General features: G+C 43.3%; 19 protein-coding genes. 6 read left to right on the top strand and 13 right to left on the bottom strand.

Annotation, left to right across the window (positions count from 1 at the left end; genetic code table 11):
• Positions 1–171: 171 nt before the first annotated feature.
• Positions 172–615 carry an Hsp20 family protein gene (locus JEZ96_RS10405; RefSeq protein ID WP_011789198.1) on the top strand — a complete coding sequence of 148 codons (444 nt, stop codon included), beginning with the start codon at positions 172–174 and terminating at the stop codon, positions 613–615.
• A gap of 70 nt (positions 616–685) precedes the next feature.
• On the opposite strand, the gene ilvN is transcribed toward JEZ96_RS10405, so the two are convergent.
• The 3 genes from ilvN to JEZ96_RS10390 all read right to left on the bottom strand — a co-directional run bounded on the left by ilvN (position 686) and on the right by JEZ96_RS10390 (position 4,533).
• Positions 686–1,180: an acetolactate synthase small subunit gene (ilvN, locus tag JEZ96_RS10400; protein WP_011789199.1), complete on the bottom strand. Its 495-nt coding sequence runs from the start codon at positions 1,178–1,180 to the stop codon at positions 686–688.
• A complete protein-coding gene (locus JEZ96_RS10395) occupies positions 1,180–2,898 on the bottom strand; it encodes an acetolactate synthase 3 large subunit (protein WP_011919388.1) in 1,719 nt (572 codons plus the stop codon). Before JEZ96_RS10395 ends, ilvN begins: the two co-directional genes overlap by 1 nt.
• A 414-nt stretch (positions 2,899–3,312) precedes the next feature.
• Positions 3,313–4,533 (bottom strand): multidrug effflux MFS transporter, encoded by a 1,221-nt coding sequence (locus JEZ96_RS10390; protein WP_128090077.1) that lies wholly within the window; start codon positions 4,531–4,533, stop codon positions 3,313–3,315.
• A 471-nt stretch (positions 4,534–5,004) separates the two neighbouring features.
• On the opposite strand from JEZ96_RS10390, the gene JEZ96_RS10385 reads away from it, so the two are divergent.
• Complete coding sequence (locus JEZ96_RS10385) at positions 5,005–6,879, top strand: choice-of-anchor I family protein (protein ID WP_025007714.1); 1,875 nt, start codon at positions 5,005–5,007, stop codon at positions 6,877–6,879.
• Between the two features lie 126 nt (positions 6,880–7,005).
• On the opposite strand, the gene JEZ96_RS10380 is transcribed toward JEZ96_RS10385, so the two are convergent.
• Positions 7,006–8,370 carry an aminotransferase-like domain-containing protein gene (locus JEZ96_RS10380; RefSeq protein ID WP_025007713.1) on the bottom strand — a complete coding sequence of 455 codons (1,365 nt, stop codon included), beginning with the start codon at positions 8,368–8,370 and terminating at the stop codon, positions 7,006–7,008.
• A gap of 92 nt (positions 8,371–8,462) precedes the next feature.
• Between JEZ96_RS10380 and JEZ96_RS10375 the strand changes: the two genes are divergently transcribed.
• Complete coding sequence (locus tag JEZ96_RS10375) at positions 8,463–9,089, top strand: LysE family translocator (protein ID WP_011789205.1); 627 nt, start codon at positions 8,463–8,465, stop codon at positions 9,087–9,089.
• Positions 9,090–9,284: 195 nt separating this feature from the next.
• On the top strand, positions 9,285–11,042 hold the full coding sequence (locus JEZ96_RS10370; RefSeq protein ID WP_041412333.1) for a SulP family inorganic anion transporter: 1,758 nt from the start codon (positions 9,285–9,287) through the stop codon (positions 11,040–11,042).
• 65 nt (positions 11,043–11,107) lie between these two features.
• On the opposite strand, the gene JEZ96_RS10365 is transcribed toward JEZ96_RS10370, so the two are convergent.
• Positions 11,108–11,305 carry a hypothetical protein gene (locus JEZ96_RS10365; RefSeq protein ID WP_041408380.1) on the bottom strand — a complete coding sequence of 66 codons (198 nt, stop codon included), beginning with the start codon at positions 11,303–11,305 and terminating at the stop codon, positions 11,108–11,110.
• 412 nt (positions 11,306–11,717) lie between these two features.
• Here JEZ96_RS10365 and trhO point away from each other — a divergent pair, with 412 nt between their 5' ends.
• Together trhO and JEZ96_RS10355 are read left to right on the top strand one after the other, a co-directional pair.
• Positions 11,718–12,722 carry an oxygen-dependent tRNA uridine(34) hydroxylase TrhO gene (gene trhO / locus JEZ96_RS10360; protein WP_025007712.1) on the top strand — a complete coding sequence of 335 codons (1,005 nt, stop codon included), beginning with the start codon at positions 11,718–11,720 and terminating at the stop codon, positions 12,720–12,722.
• Between the two features lie 199 nt (positions 12,723–12,921).
• Positions 12,922–13,392 (top strand): hypothetical protein, encoded by a 471-nt coding sequence (locus JEZ96_RS10355; RefSeq protein ID WP_011919384.1) that lies wholly within the window; start codon positions 12,922–12,924, stop codon positions 13,390–13,392.
• 113 nt (positions 13,393–13,505) lie between these two features.
• On the opposite strand, the gene JEZ96_RS10350 is transcribed toward JEZ96_RS10355, so the two are convergent.
• The 8 genes from JEZ96_RS10350 to JEZ96_RS10315 form a co-directional block, all read right to left on the bottom strand.
• Entirely contained in the window at positions 13,506–13,769 is a 264-nt protein-coding gene (locus JEZ96_RS10350; protein ID WP_011789210.1) for a DUF2897 family protein, read from the bottom strand.
• Positions 13,770–13,804: 35 nt separating this feature from the next.
• Entirely contained in the window at positions 13,805–14,542 is a 738-nt protein-coding gene (gene kdsB, locus JEZ96_RS10345) for an 8-amino-3,8-dideoxy-manno-octulosonate cytidylyltransferase KdsB (protein ID WP_011789211.1), read from the bottom strand.
• Between the two features lie 232 nt (positions 14,543–14,774).
• On the bottom strand, positions 14,775–15,392 hold the full coding sequence (gene can, locus JEZ96_RS10340; RefSeq protein ID WP_011789212.1) for a carbonate dehydratase: 618 nt from the start codon (positions 15,390–15,392) through the stop codon (positions 14,775–14,777).
• 119 nt (positions 15,393–15,511) lie between these two features.
• The gene (locus JEZ96_RS10335; RefSeq protein WP_025007711.1) at positions 15,512–16,354 is read right to left on the bottom strand and encodes an alpha/beta fold hydrolase; all 843 of its coding nucleotides are present in this window, start codon (positions 16,352–16,354) and stop codon (positions 15,512–15,514) included.
• A gap of 54 nt (positions 16,355–16,408) precedes the next feature.
• On the bottom strand, positions 16,409–17,125 hold the full coding sequence (locus JEZ96_RS10330; protein ID WP_061783297.1) for a M15 family metallopeptidase: 717 nt from the start codon (positions 17,123–17,125) through the stop codon (positions 16,409–16,411).
• Complete coding sequence (dapE, locus tag JEZ96_RS10325) at positions 17,119–18,258, bottom strand: succinyl-diaminopimelate desuccinylase (RefSeq protein WP_011919380.1); 1,140 nt, start codon at positions 18,256–18,258, stop codon at positions 17,119–17,121. The genes JEZ96_RS10330 and dapE overlap by 7 nt, the downstream gene beginning before the upstream one ends.
• Positions 18,258–18,665 carry an arsenate reductase gene (locus tag JEZ96_RS10320; protein ID WP_011789216.1) on the bottom strand — a complete coding sequence of 136 codons (408 nt, stop codon included), beginning with the start codon at positions 18,663–18,665 and terminating at the stop codon, positions 18,258–18,260. Before JEZ96_RS10320 ends, dapE begins: the two co-directional genes overlap by 1 nt.
• Before the next feature lie 50 nt (positions 18,666–18,715).
• The gene (locus tag JEZ96_RS10315; protein ID WP_011919378.1) at positions 18,716–20,584 is read right to left on the bottom strand and encodes a methyl-accepting chemotaxis protein; all 1,869 of its coding nucleotides are present in this window, start codon (positions 20,582–20,584) and stop codon (positions 18,716–18,718) included.
• Between the last annotated feature and the right edge of the window lie 54 nt (positions 20,585–20,638).

Below are 20,638 nucleotides of genomic sequence, written 5' to 3'. Positions count from 1 at the left end.
TTCCCTTGAAATCGGCTTTCCTATCCTTATATCTATTGCAGGATCGCTCGATGAGGATCCGTGATTGTTTCTGTGCCGCAAGGACAGAAGTTAAGTTCGGCGAGACATATCACGTTTGTTTGTGAAGGTTGTCCGCTAATTTCCCATATTGCTTAAGACAAGGATATGAATATGCGTACTTATGATTTAACTCCACTTTACCGTAGTGCCATTGGTTTTGATCGTTTAGCACAACTGGCCGAACATGCCGCAGCTAATAATGGTAACTCAGGTTATCCTCCATATAACATTGAATTATTAGGTGAAAACCGTTACCGCATCACTATGGCTGTCGCGGGATTCTCAATGGAAGAGCTTGAGATCAGTAGCGAAGGTGAAAAGTTACTGGTAAAAGGCAATAAGGCTGAAAGCCAAACCGAGCGTAAATATCTGTACCAAGGTATTGCTGAACGCGGATTTGAGCGTACTTTCCAATTGGCCGATTATGTCACTGTACTGGGTGCCAGTTTAGAAAATGGGTTATTGAATATCGACTTAGTGCGTGAAATCCCTGAAGCATTAAAACCACGCAAAATTGAAATCACATCATCGCGTTTATTAGATAACCAGCAATAATGGTCTTTGCGATGCTAGCCTAAAAGAGAAGGGGAGCAAATGCTCCCCTTTGTTTTATATTTTCTGAGCCTTAGGCTTTCATGGCTTTTTCACCACGGGAAAGGCCGACAACGCCTGAGCGCGAGACTTCAACCACTTTTGTAACTTCGCCCATCGCATGGATAAAAGCATCGAGTTTGTCAGTCGTACCCACTAGCTGGATGGTATAAAGGTTCGCGGTGACATCGACAATCTGGCCACGAAAAATATCGGCAGTCCGCTTGATTTCTTCCCTGAACTCACCCTGAGCTCGCACTTTCACTAAGGCAAGTTCACGCTCAATATAGGCTGACTCCGTGATATTCGATACTTTAAGTACATCAATCAACTTATGCAGTTGTTTTTCGATTTGCTCAAGGATCTTTTCATCGGCAACGACGGTGACAGTTAAACGCGACAGTGTAATATCATCGGTGGGTGCCACGGTTAAACTTTCAATGTTATAGCCGCGTTGTGAAAATAAGCCCACTACTCGAGACAGGGCACCGGATTGGTTTTCTAATAAAACAGATATAATTCGACGCATTAGCATTTCTCCGTTTTGCTTAGCCACATCTCATTCATTGCCCCGCCGCGGATAAGCATAGGGTAAACATGCTCAGTTTCATCCACCATGATATCAATAAAGACTAATCTGTCTTTCATCGCTAAGGCCTCTGCCATTTTTGATTCAAGCTCGGCAGGATCGCTGATAGTCATACCCACATGTCCATAAGCTTCGGCAATTTTGGCAAAATTAGGCACTGAATCCATATAAGAATGAGAATGACGACCAGAGTAAATCATGTCCTGCCATTGTTTAACCATCCCAAGAAAGCGATTGTTTAAATTGATAATTTTGACAGGAGTATCGTATTGCAATGCGGTTGATAACTCTTGAATATTCATCTGGATTGAGCCATCACCCGTGACACAGACTACGGTTTCATCTGGCATAGCTAACTTAACTCCCATCGCAGCCGGCAAACCAAATCCCATAGTGCCCAAGCCACCAGAGTTGATCCAGCGGCGGGGTTTATCGAAGGGGTAGTATAGTGCTGCAAACATTTGATGCTGACCCACATCAGAGGCGACATAGGCATCCCCATGAGTCAATTTATATAAAGTTTCAATGACTTGCTGCGGCTTAATACGATCAGTATTTTTGTCATAGGCGAGACTATTACGGCTACGCCATTGCTCGATATCATTCCACCATGTTGCGATAGCATCGTTATCATTGCGTTCATTCGATTCGTCTAACAGCGTTAACATACTGTCAAGCACGCTATCGGCAGAGCCTACAATGGGAATATCCACGCGCACGGTTTTGGATATGGATGAAGGGTCGATATCTATATGCAGAATGGTCGCATTTGGGCAATATTTTTCAACATTGTTAGTGGTTCTATCGTCGAAACGGACACCTATGCCGAAGATTAAGTCGCAATGATGCATGGTCATATTAGCTTCGTAACGGCCATGCATACCTAGCATACCTAAGCTATTTTTATGGGTGCTAGGAAAGGCGCCAAGTCCCATAAGTGTACTAATCACTGGGATATTCAGTTTTTCAGCAAGTTGCAAAATTTGCTTGTCGCAACCAGAGATAATGGCACCACCACCCACATATAGCACTGGCTTTTTAGCCGTCAGTAGCGCTTGTAGGCCTCGGCGTATTTGACCTTTATGGCCTGAAGTCGTTGGATTATAGGATCGCATTTTTACGCTTTCGGGATAGAGGTATTCGTGCAGCAACGCAGGGTTTAAACAATCTTTTGGTAAATCGACAACGACAGGGCCAGGGCGTCCTGTTGAAGCAATATAAAACGCTTTCTTAATAATTTCAGGGATTTGTTTTGGATCTTGGACTAAAAAGCTGTGTTTTACTACCGGGCGCGAAATACCGATCATATCGCATTCTTGGAAGGCATCATTGCCAATCAGGTTACTCGGTACTTGGCCGGACAATACCACCAGCGGAATTGAATCCATATAGGCAGTAGCAATACCAGTAATTGCATTCGTGGCGCCAGGACCTGAGGTGACAAGTACCACGCCCACTTTACCCGTTGCACGTGCATAACCATCGGCCATATGCACGGCGGCTTGTTCGTGACGAACCAGAATGTGTTCTATACCGGGGATAACGTGTAGGGCATCGTAGATATCTAAAACTGAACCGCCAGGATAACCAAATACGTGCTTTACACCTTCGTCTATTAAGGATCGCACTATCATGCTGGCGCCGGATAACATCTCCATGTGGAACTCCTATTGCATAGTACCGTTACGGTAAACAGTATTTTGTTACAGCGACGGTAATCGCTCTAAAGTTAAGCCTGAAGGGTAATTCAGACTCCAAACTGCTGAACTTGCTCTAGTAGGGCAAGTGACTCATCCTCTTGGATGCAGCAACTGTTGCAATGAACAGAATTTCATCATATTCAAAAAAAATGACATTTCAAGCGTTTTATCTAAAAAATAACCAACTTGAAACATTTTCAACTTTCTAAGCGCAGTAAATAAGTCTGTGAGGCTAGGTTTTTGTGATGATATTTTTATAAAAACGCTAAATATCAATGAAGTAAACGATGTAAAATAAAAAAACGATGTCAGGACATCGTTTTTCATCAAAGATAAGCAATATTAATGAAAGCTGATATTGCGTTTTGATTGCTAGCCTGCTTTATGCTTAGGTCCATTCCACTGACAAATCCCCACGAGTACCACTGCTGCTAACATTAATGCCGAGAAGGGGACGGCAGTACCATTATAAAATACAGCAAGCAGAGGGCCTGCAAGAGCACCACAACCAAACCTTAAGGTACCAATAACTGCAGTAGCAGTTCCGGTCTCTTGTTTAAATTTCATGAGCACTATGGCATCGGCATTCACCGACATTATCCCTAAGCACCCCATGAGAGGAATGAGCATCATCACAGTAAAGTGGTAACTAAGTTCTAGTAGGTTTACTGCTAATAGTCCGACACCGGCCAAGGCACCAAAGAAAGTTGAAACGTGTAACATTCTTAAGGAGCCATAACGACCTACTACTCGGGTATTAAGGATATTGGCCAGCATCAAAGCGCCAACATTAATACTAAATAAAATAGCAAAAAAAGATTTATCTAAATCAAATACTTCCATATAAATAAAGGGAGATGCTGTGAGGTAACAGAAGAAGGCAAAGGAGGTTAATACACCACTGGCAATATTCAGTTTAACGCCAGCACGGGAAAATACAGTGGCATATGCACCTAAGAAGGATTTTTGACTACGGGTATCTTGATCTTTATCGCTTGGCATTTTCAGCAGTATTATCACCATCAATAGCAACAGCGCTGCATAGGCAGATTGAATGAAGAAAATTAAATGCCATTCGCCTAACTCTAAAATTAAGCTACCGATACTGGGGGCTAATAAGGGGGCTAGCATCATAATTAAGCTGACGTAGGACATGCCTTTTGCCGTATTGTCCCCATACACTTCTTTAATGTACCCAGGAACAACGACTGTTGCCGCAGCACCAATAAAAGCTTGCAAGAAACGCAGCCCTAAAAATATTTCGACTTGTGCTGCAAAGCCAATCAGAAAACTTGTCAGCATAAATCCGCTCAGCCCCATAATGACCATAGGTCTTCGACCGATGCGATCGGCTAATGGGCCAAAACACAACATGCCGAGTGCATAACCTGCTAAATAGATGCTCAGTGATTGTTGCACTGTAGTGATGTCGGTATGGAAACTCAGTGCCAAGGTCGACATTGCGGGTAAATACATGTCGATAGCCAGAGGGGTAATTGCCACTATGGCGGCTAGCATGGGAATAAGCAGGCCTAAATTGGGTATGCGTCTGATATTAGTGGCTGTGCTACTAGGTTGTAATTGTGGATCCACTGTAACCTCGGGTGGCGAAAGAAATAAAAACTCACTTCTGTGATTAACACTTGCTGTTAAATGGTAAGAAGCCTATTCCTTGGTCAACCATATCTATCATCAATATTTAGCTCAATACAATATTGATTGTTATGTATATGGGGATTAACGCGAATGGCTTGTCTCGTTCACTGGCACACAAGGCTCGAAGAAGCTAAGCAATAACATAGTAAAGCGGTCAGGCAAATAAACCAATCATTGGCGTCGCTTCTTTCTCTTCTTTTTCGTATTAAAGTGTAACGAAAGGAGAACTGAATAAATGATATGCCTTGAACGGTGAATATACTTTTTCAATTTTTAACCAACTGTTGTATCTAGGTTTTATCTTGTCACCTAAGTGTCACCATATTGTCATTCCTGCGACTTTTTCCTTCTTTAGTTTAATGGGCTTTAGTTTCTCTTTACCCCATTCTGACAGGAAATAATATAACGATGAAAATAAGAACATTCCCTCTTACAGCGGCTGTTATGGGTAGCTTATTGCTTTGTGCTTGCAGTGGTGATGACGGTGCTACGGGTGATAAAGGCGACAATGGACTGAGTTCACTTGTTAACGTGACTGCATTGAATGTTGGGGATGCTAATTGTCCCGCGGGAGGTCAGCGTATAGAGACCGGATTAGATGTTAATCGCAATGGGGTATTAGATGAAAGTGAAGTAGACCCCACACAAATACAGTTTGTGTGTCAGCCTCAAGTAGTAGGATTAACTGCAGAGTTGATTGGTCGGCATCAGACGGGCATTTATGGATTAAGTGCCGCCGAGATTGTTGAATACCATGGTGCTTCAAATCGTATTTTTGTCGTTAATGCGATCAGCGGTAAAGTCGATATTATTGATGGTAGTTTATTAGCGACCTCATCAGCAGCCACTGAACCCTTGGCATTGAATAATCTCGATAAACTAGCAGAACTCGATGTTGCTAAAGATGTGGGGCAAACCTTTATGGGGAGCGTCAATAGCGTTAGCATTTCGGGTAACTTGCTTGCTGCGGCAATTGAACGTGGGGATGCTGCGGGTAATAAAACGCAAGCTAATGGTTTTGTAGCCTTTTATCAGCTTAACGGTGCAGATACTCCACAGTTTATCAGTGCCGTTGAAGTTGGTGCCTTGCCGGATAATGTGGTATTTACCCATGATGGCAAAATGGTAGTAGTCGCCAATGAAGGCGAACCCAATTCATCCTATACCTTAGATCCTGAAGGCAGCATTGCGCTTATTGCTATTACAGAGGGTAAACCTGCAGCAACGGCTACCATCATAGGCTTTAGTGATTTTAATCAAGGTGGTACACGTCATAGTGAGATCACTGCGGACATCAAAATTAATGGCCCAATGGCCAGTGTGGCACAGGATTTAGAACCTGAATATATCGCCATAAGCCAAGATAACCGTCGTGCATTTGTCAGCTTACAAGAGAACAATGCCATTGCTGTCATTGATATCGTCAATGCCAAAGTTGCAAAAATTTTACCCTTAGGTCTGAAGGATTATGGGCTTGAAGTGAATAAAATTGATGCGAGTGATAAAGATGACCGAGTGAACTTGCAAAGCTACACCGGCGTTTACGGCATGTATCAACCCGACACTCTTGCGACGTACCGCTGGAATAACACAGACTTTATTGTCACAGCTAATGAAGGTGACTCCCGTGACTACAGTGCTTTTTCGGAAGAAGCCCGAGCAGGGGATTTAATACTCGATGCCAATCATCCCCAATTTGCAGCCGCTAAGGATAAAACCCAATTAGCACGTCTTAAGGTAACGACAAGCATGGGGGATGATGATAAAGATGGCGATTACGATAGGATTGTTAGTTTTGGTGCTCGTTCATTCTCGATTTGGACTGCCGATGGTCAACAAGTGTTTGACAGTGGCAGTGATTTTGAACGTATTACCGCAGCACTATTAGGTAATAAATTCAATAATAACAACGAAGAAAATAAAGGTGATAGCCGCAGTGATGATAAAGGCCCGGAGCCAGAAGCCTTGGCCTTAGGTCAAATTGGCCAGCGTCTTTATGCCTTTATTGGTTTGGAGCGAACTTCGGGTTTTATGATTTATGACGTGACGAATCCTTTCGATGTGCATTTTATTGATTATGTCGTCAATCGTGATTTTGACGCTGACTTTACGATTAATACTGAAACTGGAGTGGTTAAAGGTGATGCGACTCTGGCGGGGGATTTAGGCCCAGAAGGGATGAAGTTTGTGAGTGCTGATAAGAGTCCTAACAGCAAACCTTTGTTGATTATTGGCAACGAGGTTAGCGGCAGCACCAGTGTTTATCAGTTGAATGTAAAATAACGGTTTAGTATACCCATCCAGATTAACGCCAACAGCAGTAATGCTGCTGGCGTTATTTTTAACAGATTAGCGCGATTTTCAGTTTATCTTGCATTTTGCGTGAACAAAATTCATGGCTGTTTTGAGTCAAACCACAGAGTAGGCATTTTGCACCAAGGAATGTATGGTCGCTTCTATGCATTCAACGGCGAGATTGAATTGCGCATCATTGTCCGCGCCACCAAGACTTAAGCGGATAAAATTATCGTGGCAATTAAAATCATCACCGTTACGAATGAGTACGCCTTTGGCTGCTAAAGCCGTGACTAAGTGATGTGCTTTAATATCCTCGGGTAATTGCAACCAGCCATTTAAGCCGCGCCAGCGCTGTTTTAAACCTAAGCGTTCACCCATAGCAATACATTGGCTTTGGCGTTGGCGTACTATGGCATCCCGGGCTGCTGTGATGTTTCCTTTTTTGATGATTTGGCAGGCTATTTCCACATTGAGCGGTGATACCATCCAGCATTGGCTGTGAATAGCCAAGCGAACTGGGGCGATGAGTGCTTCCGGTACTAAGATAAAACCTTGCCTTAAACCGCCAGAAAAAAGTTTCGAAAGGCTGGAAATATAGATCACTCGAGGAACGGCTTTTTGCTGTGCTAATTGCCATAGCGGTATATGCCATTCCTCTGGCAAACAATAATTGACATCATCCTCAATAATATAAAATTCATATAATTCAGAAAGTTCAAGTAATTTTAACCTTTGCTCATGACTGTATTGGATACAGGTTGGATTTTGGTTATTCAAGGTCAAATAAACCAGTTTAGGATTATGCAACTGCACTAATGCTTCAAATCGAGCGAGATCAACCCCTTCATCCGTCAGTGGGACTCCGATGCTGGTAATACCCAATTGTTTAGCGCAAATGCGTACACCGGGATAACTGTATTGTTCGTGCAGTAGCACATCACCCTTAGATAAAAATGCACTCAGGCAGGCAAAAATGGCCTGTTGCCCCCCGTGACTAAAGATCAATTGTTCAGGCTTTTGTTCTATGCCTCGTTGGGATAACCATTGATGGAACACTTGTTGGTGTTGATCTAACGGGCTTGCTCTATAACCCATCAATTGACTCAATTTTCTGGGATCTTTCGCGAGTTGGCTAAGGCAGTCGCTTAATGTACTCGTTTGATCGGTGAGAGGTTGTTGGCAGGTTGCCATATTGAGTGGCACATTCGTTAATTCTGCTACTGGAGATGGGGAACCGCTGACATAGGTGCCATCGCCAATGCGGGCTTCAACATATCCCCGCTGCTCAGCAAGGGCATAGGCACGCGTAACTGTCCCTATCGTGACACCTAGTGCATCGGCTAAACGCCTCTGTGGTGGGAGTTTACGGCCATGGGGCAGTTGCTCATTTAAAATATCTTGTTCAATTGCACTGACTAAGCGTTGGTATTTTGGACCTGAAAAAGCACTTAGGTCTGGCATCCAAATTGTACCCATAACAATAAATCCATTGATCTCTAATATTCACCGTATATTATTTGTTGAATATTTTTATGTCAAACAATGTATGCATACAATTATGGGTAATTATGAATATTGCATTTTTTTACGACACACAATTATGGAGTTTAATGACTTCGGCGGCGCTATTTTGTGCCACGATGACAATGACACCCGGCCCGAATAATATTCTATTGGCTAGCTCAGGTGCGCATTTTGGCGTATTACGGACTGTGCCACATATTGCGGGGATCCGCTTAGGCTCGACCTCTTTGCATCTATCGGTATTGCTTGGTCTTGGTGCTTTGTTTGCAACAGTCCCCCTATTGCATCAAGTGCTGAAATACTTCGCTTTAGCTTACTTGTTGTATTTAGCTTACAGATTAGTGACTTTACCAGTGCAAGAAACTTATCTAGATGATGGGCGAAAACCAATGACGCTAATAGAAGCTGCATTGTTTCAATGGATTAACCCTAAATCTTGGATGTCGACAATTACCCTTTGTAGTGCTTTTACATTAAGTGGGGAGGGCTTTTGGTTAAGTGCTTTTCTCGGCGTATTAGTGTTTAACTTAGTGGGATTTCCAGCATCATTTACTTGGGTATTGATGGGCGCAGCGATCAGTAAAAAACTCAATACCGCTAAACGTAAGCGACACTTCAATTGGTTTATGGGTAGTTTACTTCTGGTGTCTTTACCGATGATTTTACGTTAGCTTAAATTTCAGAACCCTTAAATCCATAAATATTCTGGAAAACAAACTCGCGTAACGATTGGCTTTATGTCATAACCAACCTAATATTGATGAATTTTTTGTGACATAGGCCTTTCGCTAACAATTTAGGCATGTCTTGATATTCTTGCCTCCAAGGATGTGCGTATCTTGGGGGTGTATATGGAGGTTAACCACGTGAAGTTTCCCAGTTTAGTATCCTTTATGCCCGGGTTAGCGCAGTTATTGCAATATGAGAAGCAGTGGCTTAGGGATGATGTACGCGCTGGATTATCCGTTGCAGCAGTGGCGTTGCCAGTGGCGATTGCCTATGCCCAACTTACAGGGGTAAATGCCGCTGTCGGTTTATATTCCTGTGTTTTACCTATGCTAGTGTATGCATTGTTTGGCACGTCAAGGCAATTAATTGTCGGTCCTGATGCTGCTACCTGTGCGGTGATTGCCGCGGTTGTCACCCCACTTGCTGCTGGTGATAGCATGAAGCATTGGCAGCTAGTCATGACGATGACCGCGATGACCGGCTTTTGGTGTCTTATCGCGAGTCGGTTTAGACTCGGTGTATTAGCAGACTTCCTTTCTAAACCCATCTTGATGGGACTCCTTAACGGGGTAGCCATTACTATTATTGTGGGGCAGTTCTCCAAAATATTTGGATTTACCTTCGATGAGCGTTACTTGATTGAGCGGCTTACTGGGGCGCCCTCCTACTTATCTAAAACCCATTGGCCGACCCTACTGATGGGGATTGTGACATTGGCGACCTATGCGCTGATCAAGCGTTTTCGCCCCCTTTGGCCTGCCTCAATGTGCGCAATGGCTATGGCCGCATTTTTAGTTTGGGTATTTAATCTGACCTCCTTTGATATCAATGTAGTGGGAGAGGTGGCCGCAGGATTACCCTCGTTTTATGCCCCAGTGTTTAATCTTGGCATTGCCCGTGAATTGGTAGTACCAGCACTTAACTTAGCCATGGTGAGCTTTGTCAGTATGATGCTCACAGCGCGAAGTTTTGCTGCAAAAAATGGTTATGATATTGATGCAGATAAAGAATTTAGAGCACTTGGCATTGCCAATATTGCGTCAGCATTATCCCAAGGTTTTGCCGTGAGCGGCGCAGATTCTCGCACTGCAGTCAATGATGCCAATGGCGGAAAGAGTCAGCTTGTCTCGATTATTGCTGCGGTATTAATCGCCTTAGTAGCATTGTTTTTTACCGCACCGCTGAAATATATTCCAAGTTCCGCCCTTGGGGTTGTTTTAGTCATTGCCTCAATTTCACTTATCGATTTAAAAGCATTATGGAATTTACGGGTCAGAGATCGCTCAGCTTTTTTACTTGCTTGTATTACGCTATTTTCAGTCTTATTTATTGGTGTTATTCCTGGGATTACTTTGGCGGTATTACTGGGACTATTCCAGTTTTTAGCAACCGTGATGCGTCCGACAGATCAAGTGCTTGGATTAGATGAAAAAGGGGTCATTCGGAGTATTGATGACTCGGGAAAAGCGAAACCAGTGCCTGGCGTATTTATTTACCGTTTTAACTCACCACTGACTTACTTTAACGCGACTTATTTTAAGCGCCGTTTACTCGAGAAGTTTGTTCGTGAACCCGAGCCCGTAGATTGCATCATTATTGATGCAGTGCCTTGTTTTACACACCTTGATCTGAGTGTCATGGCCATGCTGGCGGATTTACATCAGTTACTGAAAAAACGAGGTGTGCGCTTAGTATTGGCCGGGCGTAAACGTCAGATGCTTGGGTGGTTTGAACTGACGGGCATGCAAACAGGTGAAGGCGGGATTTTAGTTCGACCAGATTTATACTTAGCGCTTAAGATGAATCAAAGTTATAAACAGGCATTGGCTGAAGGGCAAGCACCTGTTATACAAAAGCTTCCTGATGACTCAGTGTTATTACATAGTCACTTGTAAGCTGAGCATTACCTTGTGGTGCAGCAAAGATGAATAGCGTAGTCATGTACTGCGCTATTTTTTACTTACTCTTTGAGAATGGCATCTAAGGGGATAAAACCATGGTAGCTATAGTAGCCTAAAGGGCCAAATAGCAGGCTTAATAAACACCAAAAACATTTTTTATTAGTACTGATATGAACCTGACTTTTAAAGGCTTTAAACGCAAATAAAAAATGTAATACGAGCAGACCCACTAGCATAACCATAATATTAATATCCATATCTTCCAACTGACTTATCCTTGTAACTCGTACCTGTAAAAGGGATTAAGATGTCTTACCACGTGTTAATGACTTGAATAGGTATCGTTGCTTAAGTGTGCTTTACCTTACTTGAATATTTTACCGATTGCTACAAGGTAAAATAAAAAATTTCTTAAAAGTTATTGAGTTACATTCATTCCTAACAAGATTGTTTGTTTTTAGCTAGCATTCTAGATCACATTTTTTATATTGACGTATAAATCATTTTCCCAGCCTAACGCCGCCCTATTTAATGACCTTTGTTTTTGTCTGTGTTTATTTGATTGTGACTCAGGTAAAATTTCGCGCTATTTTGCGATCTGTCGCAAATTCATCGTTTATTTTAAGTTCATGCACTGGAAATTAAGTTCCAGCCAGCAAAGAGGGTGTTATGACTAAAGTTGTTGTGTGTGCGTTATATAAGTTTGTGTCGTTGCCGCATTTTGAATCTATCCGAGCACCTTTGCTCGCCATGATGGAACAGTCTGAGGTCAAAGGTACGCTGCTACTCGCAAGTGAAGGGATCAATGGCACGGTTGCTGGCAACCAAGAGGCTATCGAAGCCTTATTAGCGTGGCTCAATAATCAAAATGGTCTAGACAATATTGTTTACAAGTTATCATTCGACGATGAAATGCCGTTTTACCGCACTAAAGTTAAACTGAAAAACGAAATTGTGACTATGGGTGTGGAAGGGATTGATCCACTAAAAGTGGTTGGCACTTACGTTAAACCTAAGGATTGGAATGCGCTGATTTCTGATCCTGATGTGATTTTAGTCGATACTCGTAATGATTATGAGGTACAGATCGGAACCTTCAAAAATGCCATTAACCCTGTCACTGAAACCTTTAGAGAATTCCCAGAATACGTAAAGCAGAACCTTGATCCTGTCAAACATAAAAAGGTGGCGATGTTTTGTACAGGTGGCATTCGTTGCGAAAAGTCAACGGCCTATTTGAAGGAGCAAGGTTTTGAGGAGGTGTATCATCTTGAAGGCGGTATTCTTAAATACTTGGAGGAAGTCAAACAAGAAGAAAGCCTATGGGAAGGCGAGTGCTTTGTGTTTGATAATCGTGTTGCCGTTAACCATGAGTTGAAGAAAGGCCAGTACGATCAATGCAATGCTTGCCGTATGCCGATCACTGAAGCCGAAAAACGCAGTCCTGCCTATGTGCAGGGTGTCAGTTGTCCTCATTGTGTCGATAAAATTTCTGATGAGCAGCGCAAGCGTTTTGTCGAGCGTGAACGTCAAGTTAATCTCGCCAAGGCAAGAAACGAAGCGCATATCGGTAGCGACGTAAATCAAGTGATTGAAGCGCGTCGAGAGAAGAAAGAAGCGCTACGTAAACTCGCCGCACAAAAAAATAAACTAAAGCAAACTGGCACAGTTTAATGAGTGTACGACTATTAAGGTGAAAACCAATTGAGAGATGGCCCGACTTGTTCGGGCTATTTTTTACTTCAGATTTGTATTTTTAGCGTAAATTATTTTTTGAAATAGATTTATGCAGAAACGCTTAAATTTATGATAACTTTCAGCGGCTAGTGATTTAAACAACAGGGATCCATTTCGTGCAAGGTAGGCAAAGCGCATGACTATTTGGAAAGAGCTATACGATATTTTCGATAAAGAACGCAGCCGTTGGCAACAATCGAGTGCCAATAAACAAGCGATAGCCTTCGAGCTAAAAGCGAATTTAGGTTTTCTTGCCGATGCCTTGAGTAGTGGTTTGTCGCAAAACGCGATTGCCAATGGTTTGGAGTACAGTGTCTTCGAGGCCAAACTCAAAGAGGGCACTGCACTGACGGGGCTAAATCGCCGTAAAGTGACGCAGCAATTTATTGGTGAATTTACTGGTTTTGCCACGTATATCGGGAAAGAAAACGACTATTTAGTTGAAAATGCCTATTCTAGAATTAAATCCTTAAAGAAGTTAGTCGCGGCACAGCCCGATAAAAATCATAATCTTAGAATAAAATTTCTGTTTAATTTTTTAGTCTTTTTAGTGGCGCATCTCGAGGAGCGGCCATTGAGCCGGACTTCGGCAAGAAAGAGCATTTAAGTTCGTTGTTTTGTCGAAATAGGTTTATTGGGTTGGTCTTTGGCCGTTTATTTGACAAAAAGGCGCATTTAGCGCCTTTGAATTCCCATAAAGTAACCTAACTTGAGCCTAGGTTACTCTTTGTTGTCTGTTTTGCTGGGTTCTGAGACAGTCTCTTTCAGCGATGTTTGCTGTAATGGTTTTTCATTATCTGCTTCGGTAGGCGCTTTGTTAGGATCCGCAGCAGAAGCGCTTGTACCCGTCTTTAGCTGCTTATCTTTATCATGCTGACCAAATTGCGGTAGCTTAAACTTAGCACTGTATTTTAGTGCTGCCAGATTGCTGGCGATAACACCGATGACCAAAATAATAATGATCCAGACTTCTAAGGTCGACATATACAGCTCCTCGTTTGGTATATCTGTTTTCGGGATTAACCTGCCGCTAAACGCTGCTCACATTTGTGGATATCTTCTGGTCTATCGACTTCAAGAGAATTAGAGGCGCTGATGGCAATTTTGATCTTATGACCATGTTCTAAAGCGCGTAATTGCTCGAGTTTCTCTAGATCTTCAAGGCGGCCTAATGGCAGCGCGGCGAAGGTTTGTACAAATTTGCTTGTATAAGCGTAAATCCCTAAATGCTTAAAAACAGGATAATCTTGGGTATCGCGGCCAAAGGGAATACGCGAGCGGGAGAAATACAAGGCATAGTAGTTGTTATCAAAGACCATCTTTACTTGCATTGGGTCATCAATGTCGGCTTTGTTGACGATTTCATAGCCTAGGGTTGCCATTTCAAACTCACCCGGTTGACGTTCGAATAGGTTGATCAGTTGCTCGATAGCCGTGGGATCAATCAGGGGTTGATCGCCCTGTACGTTGATCACTAAATCATCATCTTTCAATCCCAGCAGTTTGATCGCTTCATTGATACGATCAGTTCCCGATGCGGCATCTGGGCTGGTCATCACCACTTTGCCACCAAATCCTTCAACGGTCGCTTTGATACGTTCGTCATCGGTAGCAACATAAATATTCGTGAGACCTTTTGCTAACGATGCACGTTCATACACGTGCTGGATCATTGGCTTACCGTTAATCGGTGCCAATGGCTTGCCTGGGAAGCGGCTAGAGCCGTAACGCGCTGGGATTAACAGAATCACGTTCATCAAAATATCCTACTTATCAAGGTTATGTGCTGTAGACAGATAAAAGGGCTCGCGGCAGAGACCTTAAGTATGGGCTAGAGTTTAAATGCGGTGGAATAGGGCGGTCAACATACTGCCGAAGACTTTTCTCTTTAAGCTATCGCTTCTGGCTATGTTGTAACTGCTTGCCTTACTTGGAACTTTAATCCTAAATAAGGCAAGCTGTACGTTAATATCGACCACTTTTATTTGCTTAGCGAGGATTGGCTAAACCTTGAGTTCGATCGACAGTGACATCTAAATCTGTGAGTAAGCCGTTATCTATGCCATAAATCCAACCGTGAACGGCGACTTCTTGGCCACGGTCCCATGCCTCTTGCACTATGGTTGAACTGGTAACATTGGCGACTTGCTCAATCACGTTGAGTTCGCACAGACGATCGAAGCGTTTGGCCTCATCCATTTGCAGTAATTCTTCTTGGTAGATACGGTAAATATCCCGTAGATGCCCGAGCCAGTTATCGATAAGGCCGAGTCGCTGTTGACTCATCGCTGCGCGTACACCACCGCAACCATAGTGGCCTACTACCATAATATGCTTTACCTTCAGTACATCGACGGCGTATTGCAGCACAGATAAACAGTTGAGATCCGTGTGGATGACCATGTTGGCAATATTACGGTGCACAAACACTTCGCCGGGCATTAAATCGATGATTTGATTAGAAGGTACACGGCTATCTGAGCAGCCAATCCACAGGTATTCAGGATTTTGCTGTTTTGCCAATTGTTCAAAGAAATCGGGATTTTCTTGGCGTATGCGTCCTGCCCAACGGCGGTTATTATCAAATAAAGGTTTGAGTAGTTTCATTTTAACCTATTGTTTTATTAACGCATTAACTTATCTTTAATGCTCTAAATCACGCATAAGCGAATTTTCTGCAAGAGTATACCAGTAATTTTATGACGGCTGGTCTATCCAATGTGTTGTTATGAGGCATCTTTGGTAAGACGTTTGAGAAATTGGTTAAGCTGTTGGTTAATAAAATCGGCTTGCTCTAGAGTTGAGATATGGCCAGCATGAGGGATATGTACCAGTTCACTGCCATCAATGGCATCGTGCATCAGGTAGCTTTCTAATACACTGCGGGCTTTATCTTCAACACCGACCATGATCAAACAAGGCAGTGTAAATTGTTCCGCAAAATCCATAGTATCTCGGCGGCCAAAAATCATACGCCCAAGCTGTACTATTGCCGGAATATTTTCTGGGGGTATTGAGGCTAAATATTGTTCAAAACCCGTCACCAGCTCTGGATGATTGTTTATGGCATTGTTTGCAAAAAAGAGGGGGGAAATGGCGCTGATAAGGGCAGGGGGAATGACACCGGCATTTTCTATCAAATCCAACATATTATCGTATTTTGCACGGGTAATTTCTGGTTCAAACCCAATAAAACTGTCGAGCATGACTAAGCTGTTAACTCGAGTTGGCGCTTTTAGGACAAGCTCTGCGCCCCACATTGCGCCAACTGAAAGCCCTATAACACTAAAATTATCAATGGCAAGGGTATCCATCAGCATAAGCATGTGATCGGCAATATCAAGTAAGTTGTTGCAGTTGTCTGGCAGTGTGTCAGATTGTCCATGTCCCCACAGGTCTGGTGCTATGCAGCGGTAATGGGAACTTAATGCCATAATTTGCGGCGCCCACATAGCGCTATCCCAGAGATAACTGTGTCCTAGGAGCAAGACTGGCCCAGTACCGATATCGAGATAACTCAGTTGACGACCTGAAATCATCTTAGTTTGACGGTATAAAGATAAATCCATAAAAACCTACTTAATATCAATTAATACACCAGCAATAGGATAAAGCTGACACCGTTATTCAGGTTTTGCGATACGTCGTACATATTCATCCACTAAGGTGTTTAAGCGGGTGAGTACGGCATCTTTTAATAACATATCACTGTTTTTTAACAATATTGCCAGTTCATGGGTATCAAATTGGGGTAATAATAGCTGTGAAACGGGAAAATAACTGATGTGCCAAGGTTCGGCACTGACCGCACTTTGTCCGCGCTGAAAGGGAAAATAAAAACCAAAATCACGGGCATTCTCTTTTAGCCAACTATGCAGTTTGGCGCAGGGGCCTCCCTCAATATACTCAGCCTCAATAAGCCTAAGTGCTTTAACATCAATTTGATTGGCATCGAATACATCAATATCTGTCCCCCAATGATGACGCGATGCACCGGGGAGTGCTGACCAGAGTAAAATCAAGTCGATCAATTGATCATCACTCAATCCTTCAATATCAATGGGTTGCTCACAAGCATCTAAAACAACTCGTTTACCACTGGCTTTGGTATTCCATATGGCCAATTGGCGATCAAAGGGACGATAGGCAGAGCAGATAGCTAAGTGAATGCCCTCGAGTGCCGCTTTGGCTGCCATAGCTTCGAAGGCAAGGGCGGTCTTGGCTTCCAACTTAAACCGTGTTTCTTGCTTATGGTATGGGCTGGTTATTTCAACGAGCGCATTAGGCTCTAAGCCATAAAGCCGCGCAGTTGCAGGAGATATTGTCGATGTGTTTAACACAGTAGCTGTTCCAAAATCACTTCATAACACAGCGCGAGTTGTTCAAGATCATCCACTTTTACACATTCATTCACTTTATGAATGGTCGCATTTACTGGACCTAACTCTAAAACTTTAGCGCCCGTAGGGGCAATAAAACGACCATCGGACGTGCCACCAGTGGTTTGTGGTGAGGTGTCATAACCCGTCACTTGGTGAATAGCGTACCGCGTGGCATCGAGTAGGGGACCCTCGCCAGTCAAAAATGGTAATCCATTGAATATCCAGCTTATATCATAATCAAGTTCATGGGCTTTTAATAAGGCTTCTACCCGCTCGATAAGGATCTCGGCAGTCACTTCTGTCGAGTAACGGAAGTTAAACATCACCTCTAAGGCGCCGGGGATCACGTTCGATGCGCCTGTACCACCGTGAATATTGGCGATTTGCATGCTGGTGGGGGGGAAGAATTCGTTGCCGTTATCCCAATGCATTTGGCTTAGCTCCGCTAAGAAAGGGGCCGCTTTATGGATAGGATTATCAGCAAGATGAGGGTAAGCCACATGGCCTTGAATCCCTTTGATGGTTAAATTGCCGGTGAGACTGCCACGACGACCATTTTTGACGACATCGCCTAACTTGAGGGTTGATGAAGGTTCGCCCACCAGTGCCCAAGTGATTTTTTCATTGCGCGCTTCTAGGGTGTCTATCACCCGAGTGGTGCCATTAATAAATGGACCTTCTTCGTCACTGGTAATTAAAAAGGCGATAGAGCCTTGATGATCAGGATGTTTTGTCACAAAACGTTCGGTCGCCACGATCATGGCAGCGAGGGAACCTTTCATATCCGCGGCGCCACGGCCATACAGATAACCATCGATAATGGTGGGTTCAAATGGTGGTGTATGCCAGCGGCTTATATCCCCAGTGGGTACCACATCGGTGTGACCTGCAAAACAAAAAACTGGGCCTTGGTTGCCACGGCGTGCCCACATATTGGTGGTGTCTTCAAATATCATGGGTTCGATATTAAAACCGATAGCGCTCAGTCTTTCTGCCATTAATGTTTGACAGCCTTCATCGAGTGGAGTGACTGAAGGGCGTGAAATCAGGTCTTTAGCAAGTTCGGTGACCGGAAAATGTTCGGCTGTCATCATAGGGAAAAGGCCTTCTTATAGTTTGCTTCATTAAAGCCAACCAGTACTTGCTCGCCAATAACTAATATGGGACGTTTGATAAGCGTAGGGTGGATTAACATTAATTGAATGGCTTTGTCTCTATCGATATCGGCTTTATCGGTTTCATTTAGCGCACGAAAGCTAGTACTGCGTTTGTTAAATACCGTTTCCCATCCAGCGGTATCGCACCAGAACGTCAGATCTTCTTGGGTTAAACCATCTTCTCTAAAATCATGAAAGCAAACAGTAAGCTGATGATTTTCAATCCATTTACGTGCTTTTCGCACAGTGTCACAATTTTTAATACCAAAGAGAGTCAAAATCTTGCTCCAGTGTAGGGCACGCAATGCGTGCAAACTTTGATTTTGCACGCATTGTGGCATTGTGCGCTGGATGTCACAAGTAGGATATCCCCTTTCCTAAAGGGGATGACTTAGACGATAAATTTATTCAGGATTGCGTCTTGTTCTTTGATATGTTGCGTTTGTGTATACATCGCCGAGTTAGCACGAATGGCCGTGTCTGAAACTTGGACAGATAAATCTTTGATCCTAATTGTATTACTGTTTATTTCTTCGGCAACGAGACTTTGTTCTTCAGCCGCAGAAGCAATTTGTAGGTTCATGTCTGTGATTTGTAATATGGCTTCACGGATCTTATCGAGTGCAGTGTTAGCATCTTGGGCGCGGGTAACGGCATCTTTTGCGGTTTCCTTACTTTGGTGCATCACTTCTGCCACGGCTCGGGCTCCTTGCTGAAGTTGTTCTATCATATTGCGGATTTGTGTTGTCGATTGCTGTGTTTTTTGCGCGAGAGTTCTGACTTCATCGGCTACAACGGCAAAGCCACGCCCTGAATCTCCCGCCCTTGCAGCTTCAATTGCCGCATTTAAGGCCAACAAATTGGTTTGATCTGCGATATCGTTAATGACTTTTAAGATAGTCGCAATATTATCTGTCGCAGATCCTAAGATTTTGACTTCAGATACTGCCATATCGATTTCGGAGGATAAGGCATTAATCGCCTTCGTTGTATCGCTAACGACGCGAGTTCCTGCACTGGTGGCGTCGTCTGCTTCTTTGGCTGCAGAGGCTGCACCCTGAGCATTGCGTGCGACATCTGTTGAGGTCGTTGCCATTTCATGCATTGCGGTGGCAAGTTGTTCGAGTTCATGTAGCTGCGAGTTCATTGCATCAGTTGATTGTTGTAACTCTACCGATGTCATTTCTGAACTCTGATGGATGAGTCGACCAATCGATTTAGATTCAATAATGAGTTGTTGAAGATTAGCAGTGAAGGTATTGAAACTAATGGCTAAAGATGAAAACTCAGTATCGGTTTTTGTATTCAAACGTTGGGTTAAATCACCTTCTCCAGAAGCGACATCTTGAATCGCATCATTCAAGGTTTGCAATGGGCGCATCAAAGTTGTGATGAGTAGGAGAAGTACAGTAATACTGATAAGCAAAGCGATAACTGTATAGAGAATAGAGCTATTGCGTAAATCGGTTACGGCGGCATAGGCAATATCTTCATCTAAGATAACGCCGACATACCAGTTTTCTCCTGCCACTTTAGAGAAATCTAAGGTGAAGTTTTTACCATCAATACTCACTTTTTGAGGTTGTTCCATCACTTTGATGTTAGGCAGATAGTCAGCCATTGGAGTACCATTTCGCTTTTCTTCTGGGTGGGCGATTGTCGTTCCATCCTGTGCAACAATAAACACATATCCAGCGTTGAATAGTTTCACCTCATTGACTAATGTTGCTAATCCAACAAGGCTAACATCATAAAAAATTGCCCCAATAAATTGACCGCTCTCTTTTACGGGGGTTGCGATAGAGACAAGAATTTCACCGGAGGCAGAGTCAGGATAGGGTGCTGTGATGATCAATTTATCGGCTTGTTTTGCATCTTTATACCAAGGTCTCGCCCTTGGATCCCATCCAGCGCCGGGATCCCAACTCGGATTATTATTAATATTAGTGCCATCCTTTTCGTATCCGAAACCGATAAGCAAAAATGCATTTTTGACCGTGGGACGCGTAATAACGCTACTGATGTGGGCTGGGGTGAGATCTTGCTCTATCAAGCTAGTGGTATAAGCTGCCAGTTGTTTACGTGCTTCTATTTCCGATGAAACAGTGTTTCTTACACCATCAACGATTTCAGTGACACTGGCTTCGACTTGTGCCTGCATTTCCTTCTGGATGGAGTAGTATTGTTTTATTGTGAGTAGCGTTACTGTCACTAAAAGTAACGCAGAGGATGCGGCGACAATCTTATGACTGAACTTCATTGTTATTCCTCTTTATTAAAAAAGCACTACTAGATATATAGTCATTCTTTTACA

Origin of the sequence: Shewanella putrefaciens, assembly GCF_016406325.1 — a bacterium.
GTDB lineage: Bacteria > Pseudomonadota > Gammaproteobacteria > Enterobacterales > Shewanellaceae > Shewanella > Shewanella putrefaciens.
The sequence above is the reverse complement of the archived record's forward strand: the minus strand, read 5'-3'. Positions and strand labels throughout refer to the sequence as shown.

What these genes read in the sequence shown, in the direction of transcription:
- JEZ96_RS10405 (WP_011789198.1), top strand. Translation starts at nt 172, where the DNA reads ATGCGTACTTATGATTTAACTCCACTTTACCGTAGTGCCATTGGTTTT.
- ilvN (WP_011789199.1), bottom strand. Translation starts at nt 1,180, where the DNA reads ATGCGTCGAATTATATCTGTTTTATTAGAAAACCAATCCGGTGCCCTG.
- JEZ96_RS10395 (WP_011919388.1), bottom strand. Translation starts at nt 2,898, where the DNA reads ATGGAGATGTTATCCGGCGCCAGCATGATAGTGCGATCCTTAATAGAC.
- JEZ96_RS10385 (WP_025007714.1), top strand. Translation starts at nt 5,005, where the DNA reads ATGAAAATAAGAACATTCCCTCTTACAGCGGCTGTTATGGGTAGCTTA.
- JEZ96_RS10380 (WP_025007713.1), bottom strand. Translation starts at nt 8,370, where the DNA reads ATGGGTACAATTTGGATGCCAGACCTAAGTGCTTTTTCAGGTCCAAAA.
- JEZ96_RS10375 (WP_011789205.1), top strand. Translation starts at nt 8,463, where the DNA reads ATGAATATTGCATTTTTTTACGACACACAATTATGGAGTTTAATGACT.
- JEZ96_RS10365 (WP_041408380.1), bottom strand. Translation starts at nt 11,305, where the DNA reads ATGGATATTAATATTATGGTTATGCTAGTGGGTCTGCTCGTATTACAT.
- trhO (WP_025007712.1), top strand. Translation starts at nt 11,718, where the DNA reads ATGACTAAAGTTGTTGTGTGTGCGTTATATAAGTTTGTGTCGTTGCCG.
- JEZ96_RS10355 (WP_011919384.1), top strand. Translation starts at nt 12,922, where the DNA reads ATGACTATTTGGAAAGAGCTATACGATATTTTCGATAAAGAACGCAGC.
- JEZ96_RS10350 (WP_011789210.1), bottom strand. Translation starts at nt 13,769, where the DNA reads ATGTCGACCTTAGAAGTCTGGATCATTATTATTTTGGTCATCGGTGTT.
- kdsB (WP_011789211.1), bottom strand. Translation starts at nt 14,542, where the DNA reads ATGAACGTGATTCTGTTAATCCCAGCGCGTTACGGCTCTAGCCGCTTC.
- can (WP_011789212.1), bottom strand. Translation starts at nt 15,392, where the DNA reads ATGAAACTACTCAAACCTTTATTTGATAATAACCGCCGTTGGGCAGGA.
- JEZ96_RS10335 (WP_025007711.1), bottom strand. Translation starts at nt 16,354, where the DNA reads ATGGATTTATCTTTATACCGTCAAACTAAGATGATTTCAGGTCGTCAA.
- dapE (WP_011919380.1), bottom strand. Translation starts at nt 18,258, where the DNA reads ATGACAGCCGAACATTTTCCGGTCACCGAACTTGCTAAAGACCTGATT.
- JEZ96_RS10320 (WP_011789216.1), bottom strand. Translation starts at nt 18,665, where the DNA reads ATGCCACAATGCGTGCAAAATCAAAGTTTGCACGCATTGCGTGCCCTA.
- JEZ96_RS10315 (WP_011919378.1), bottom strand. Translation starts at nt 20,584, where the DNA reads ATGAAGTTCAGTCATAAGATTGTCGCCGCATCCTCTGCGTTACTTTTA.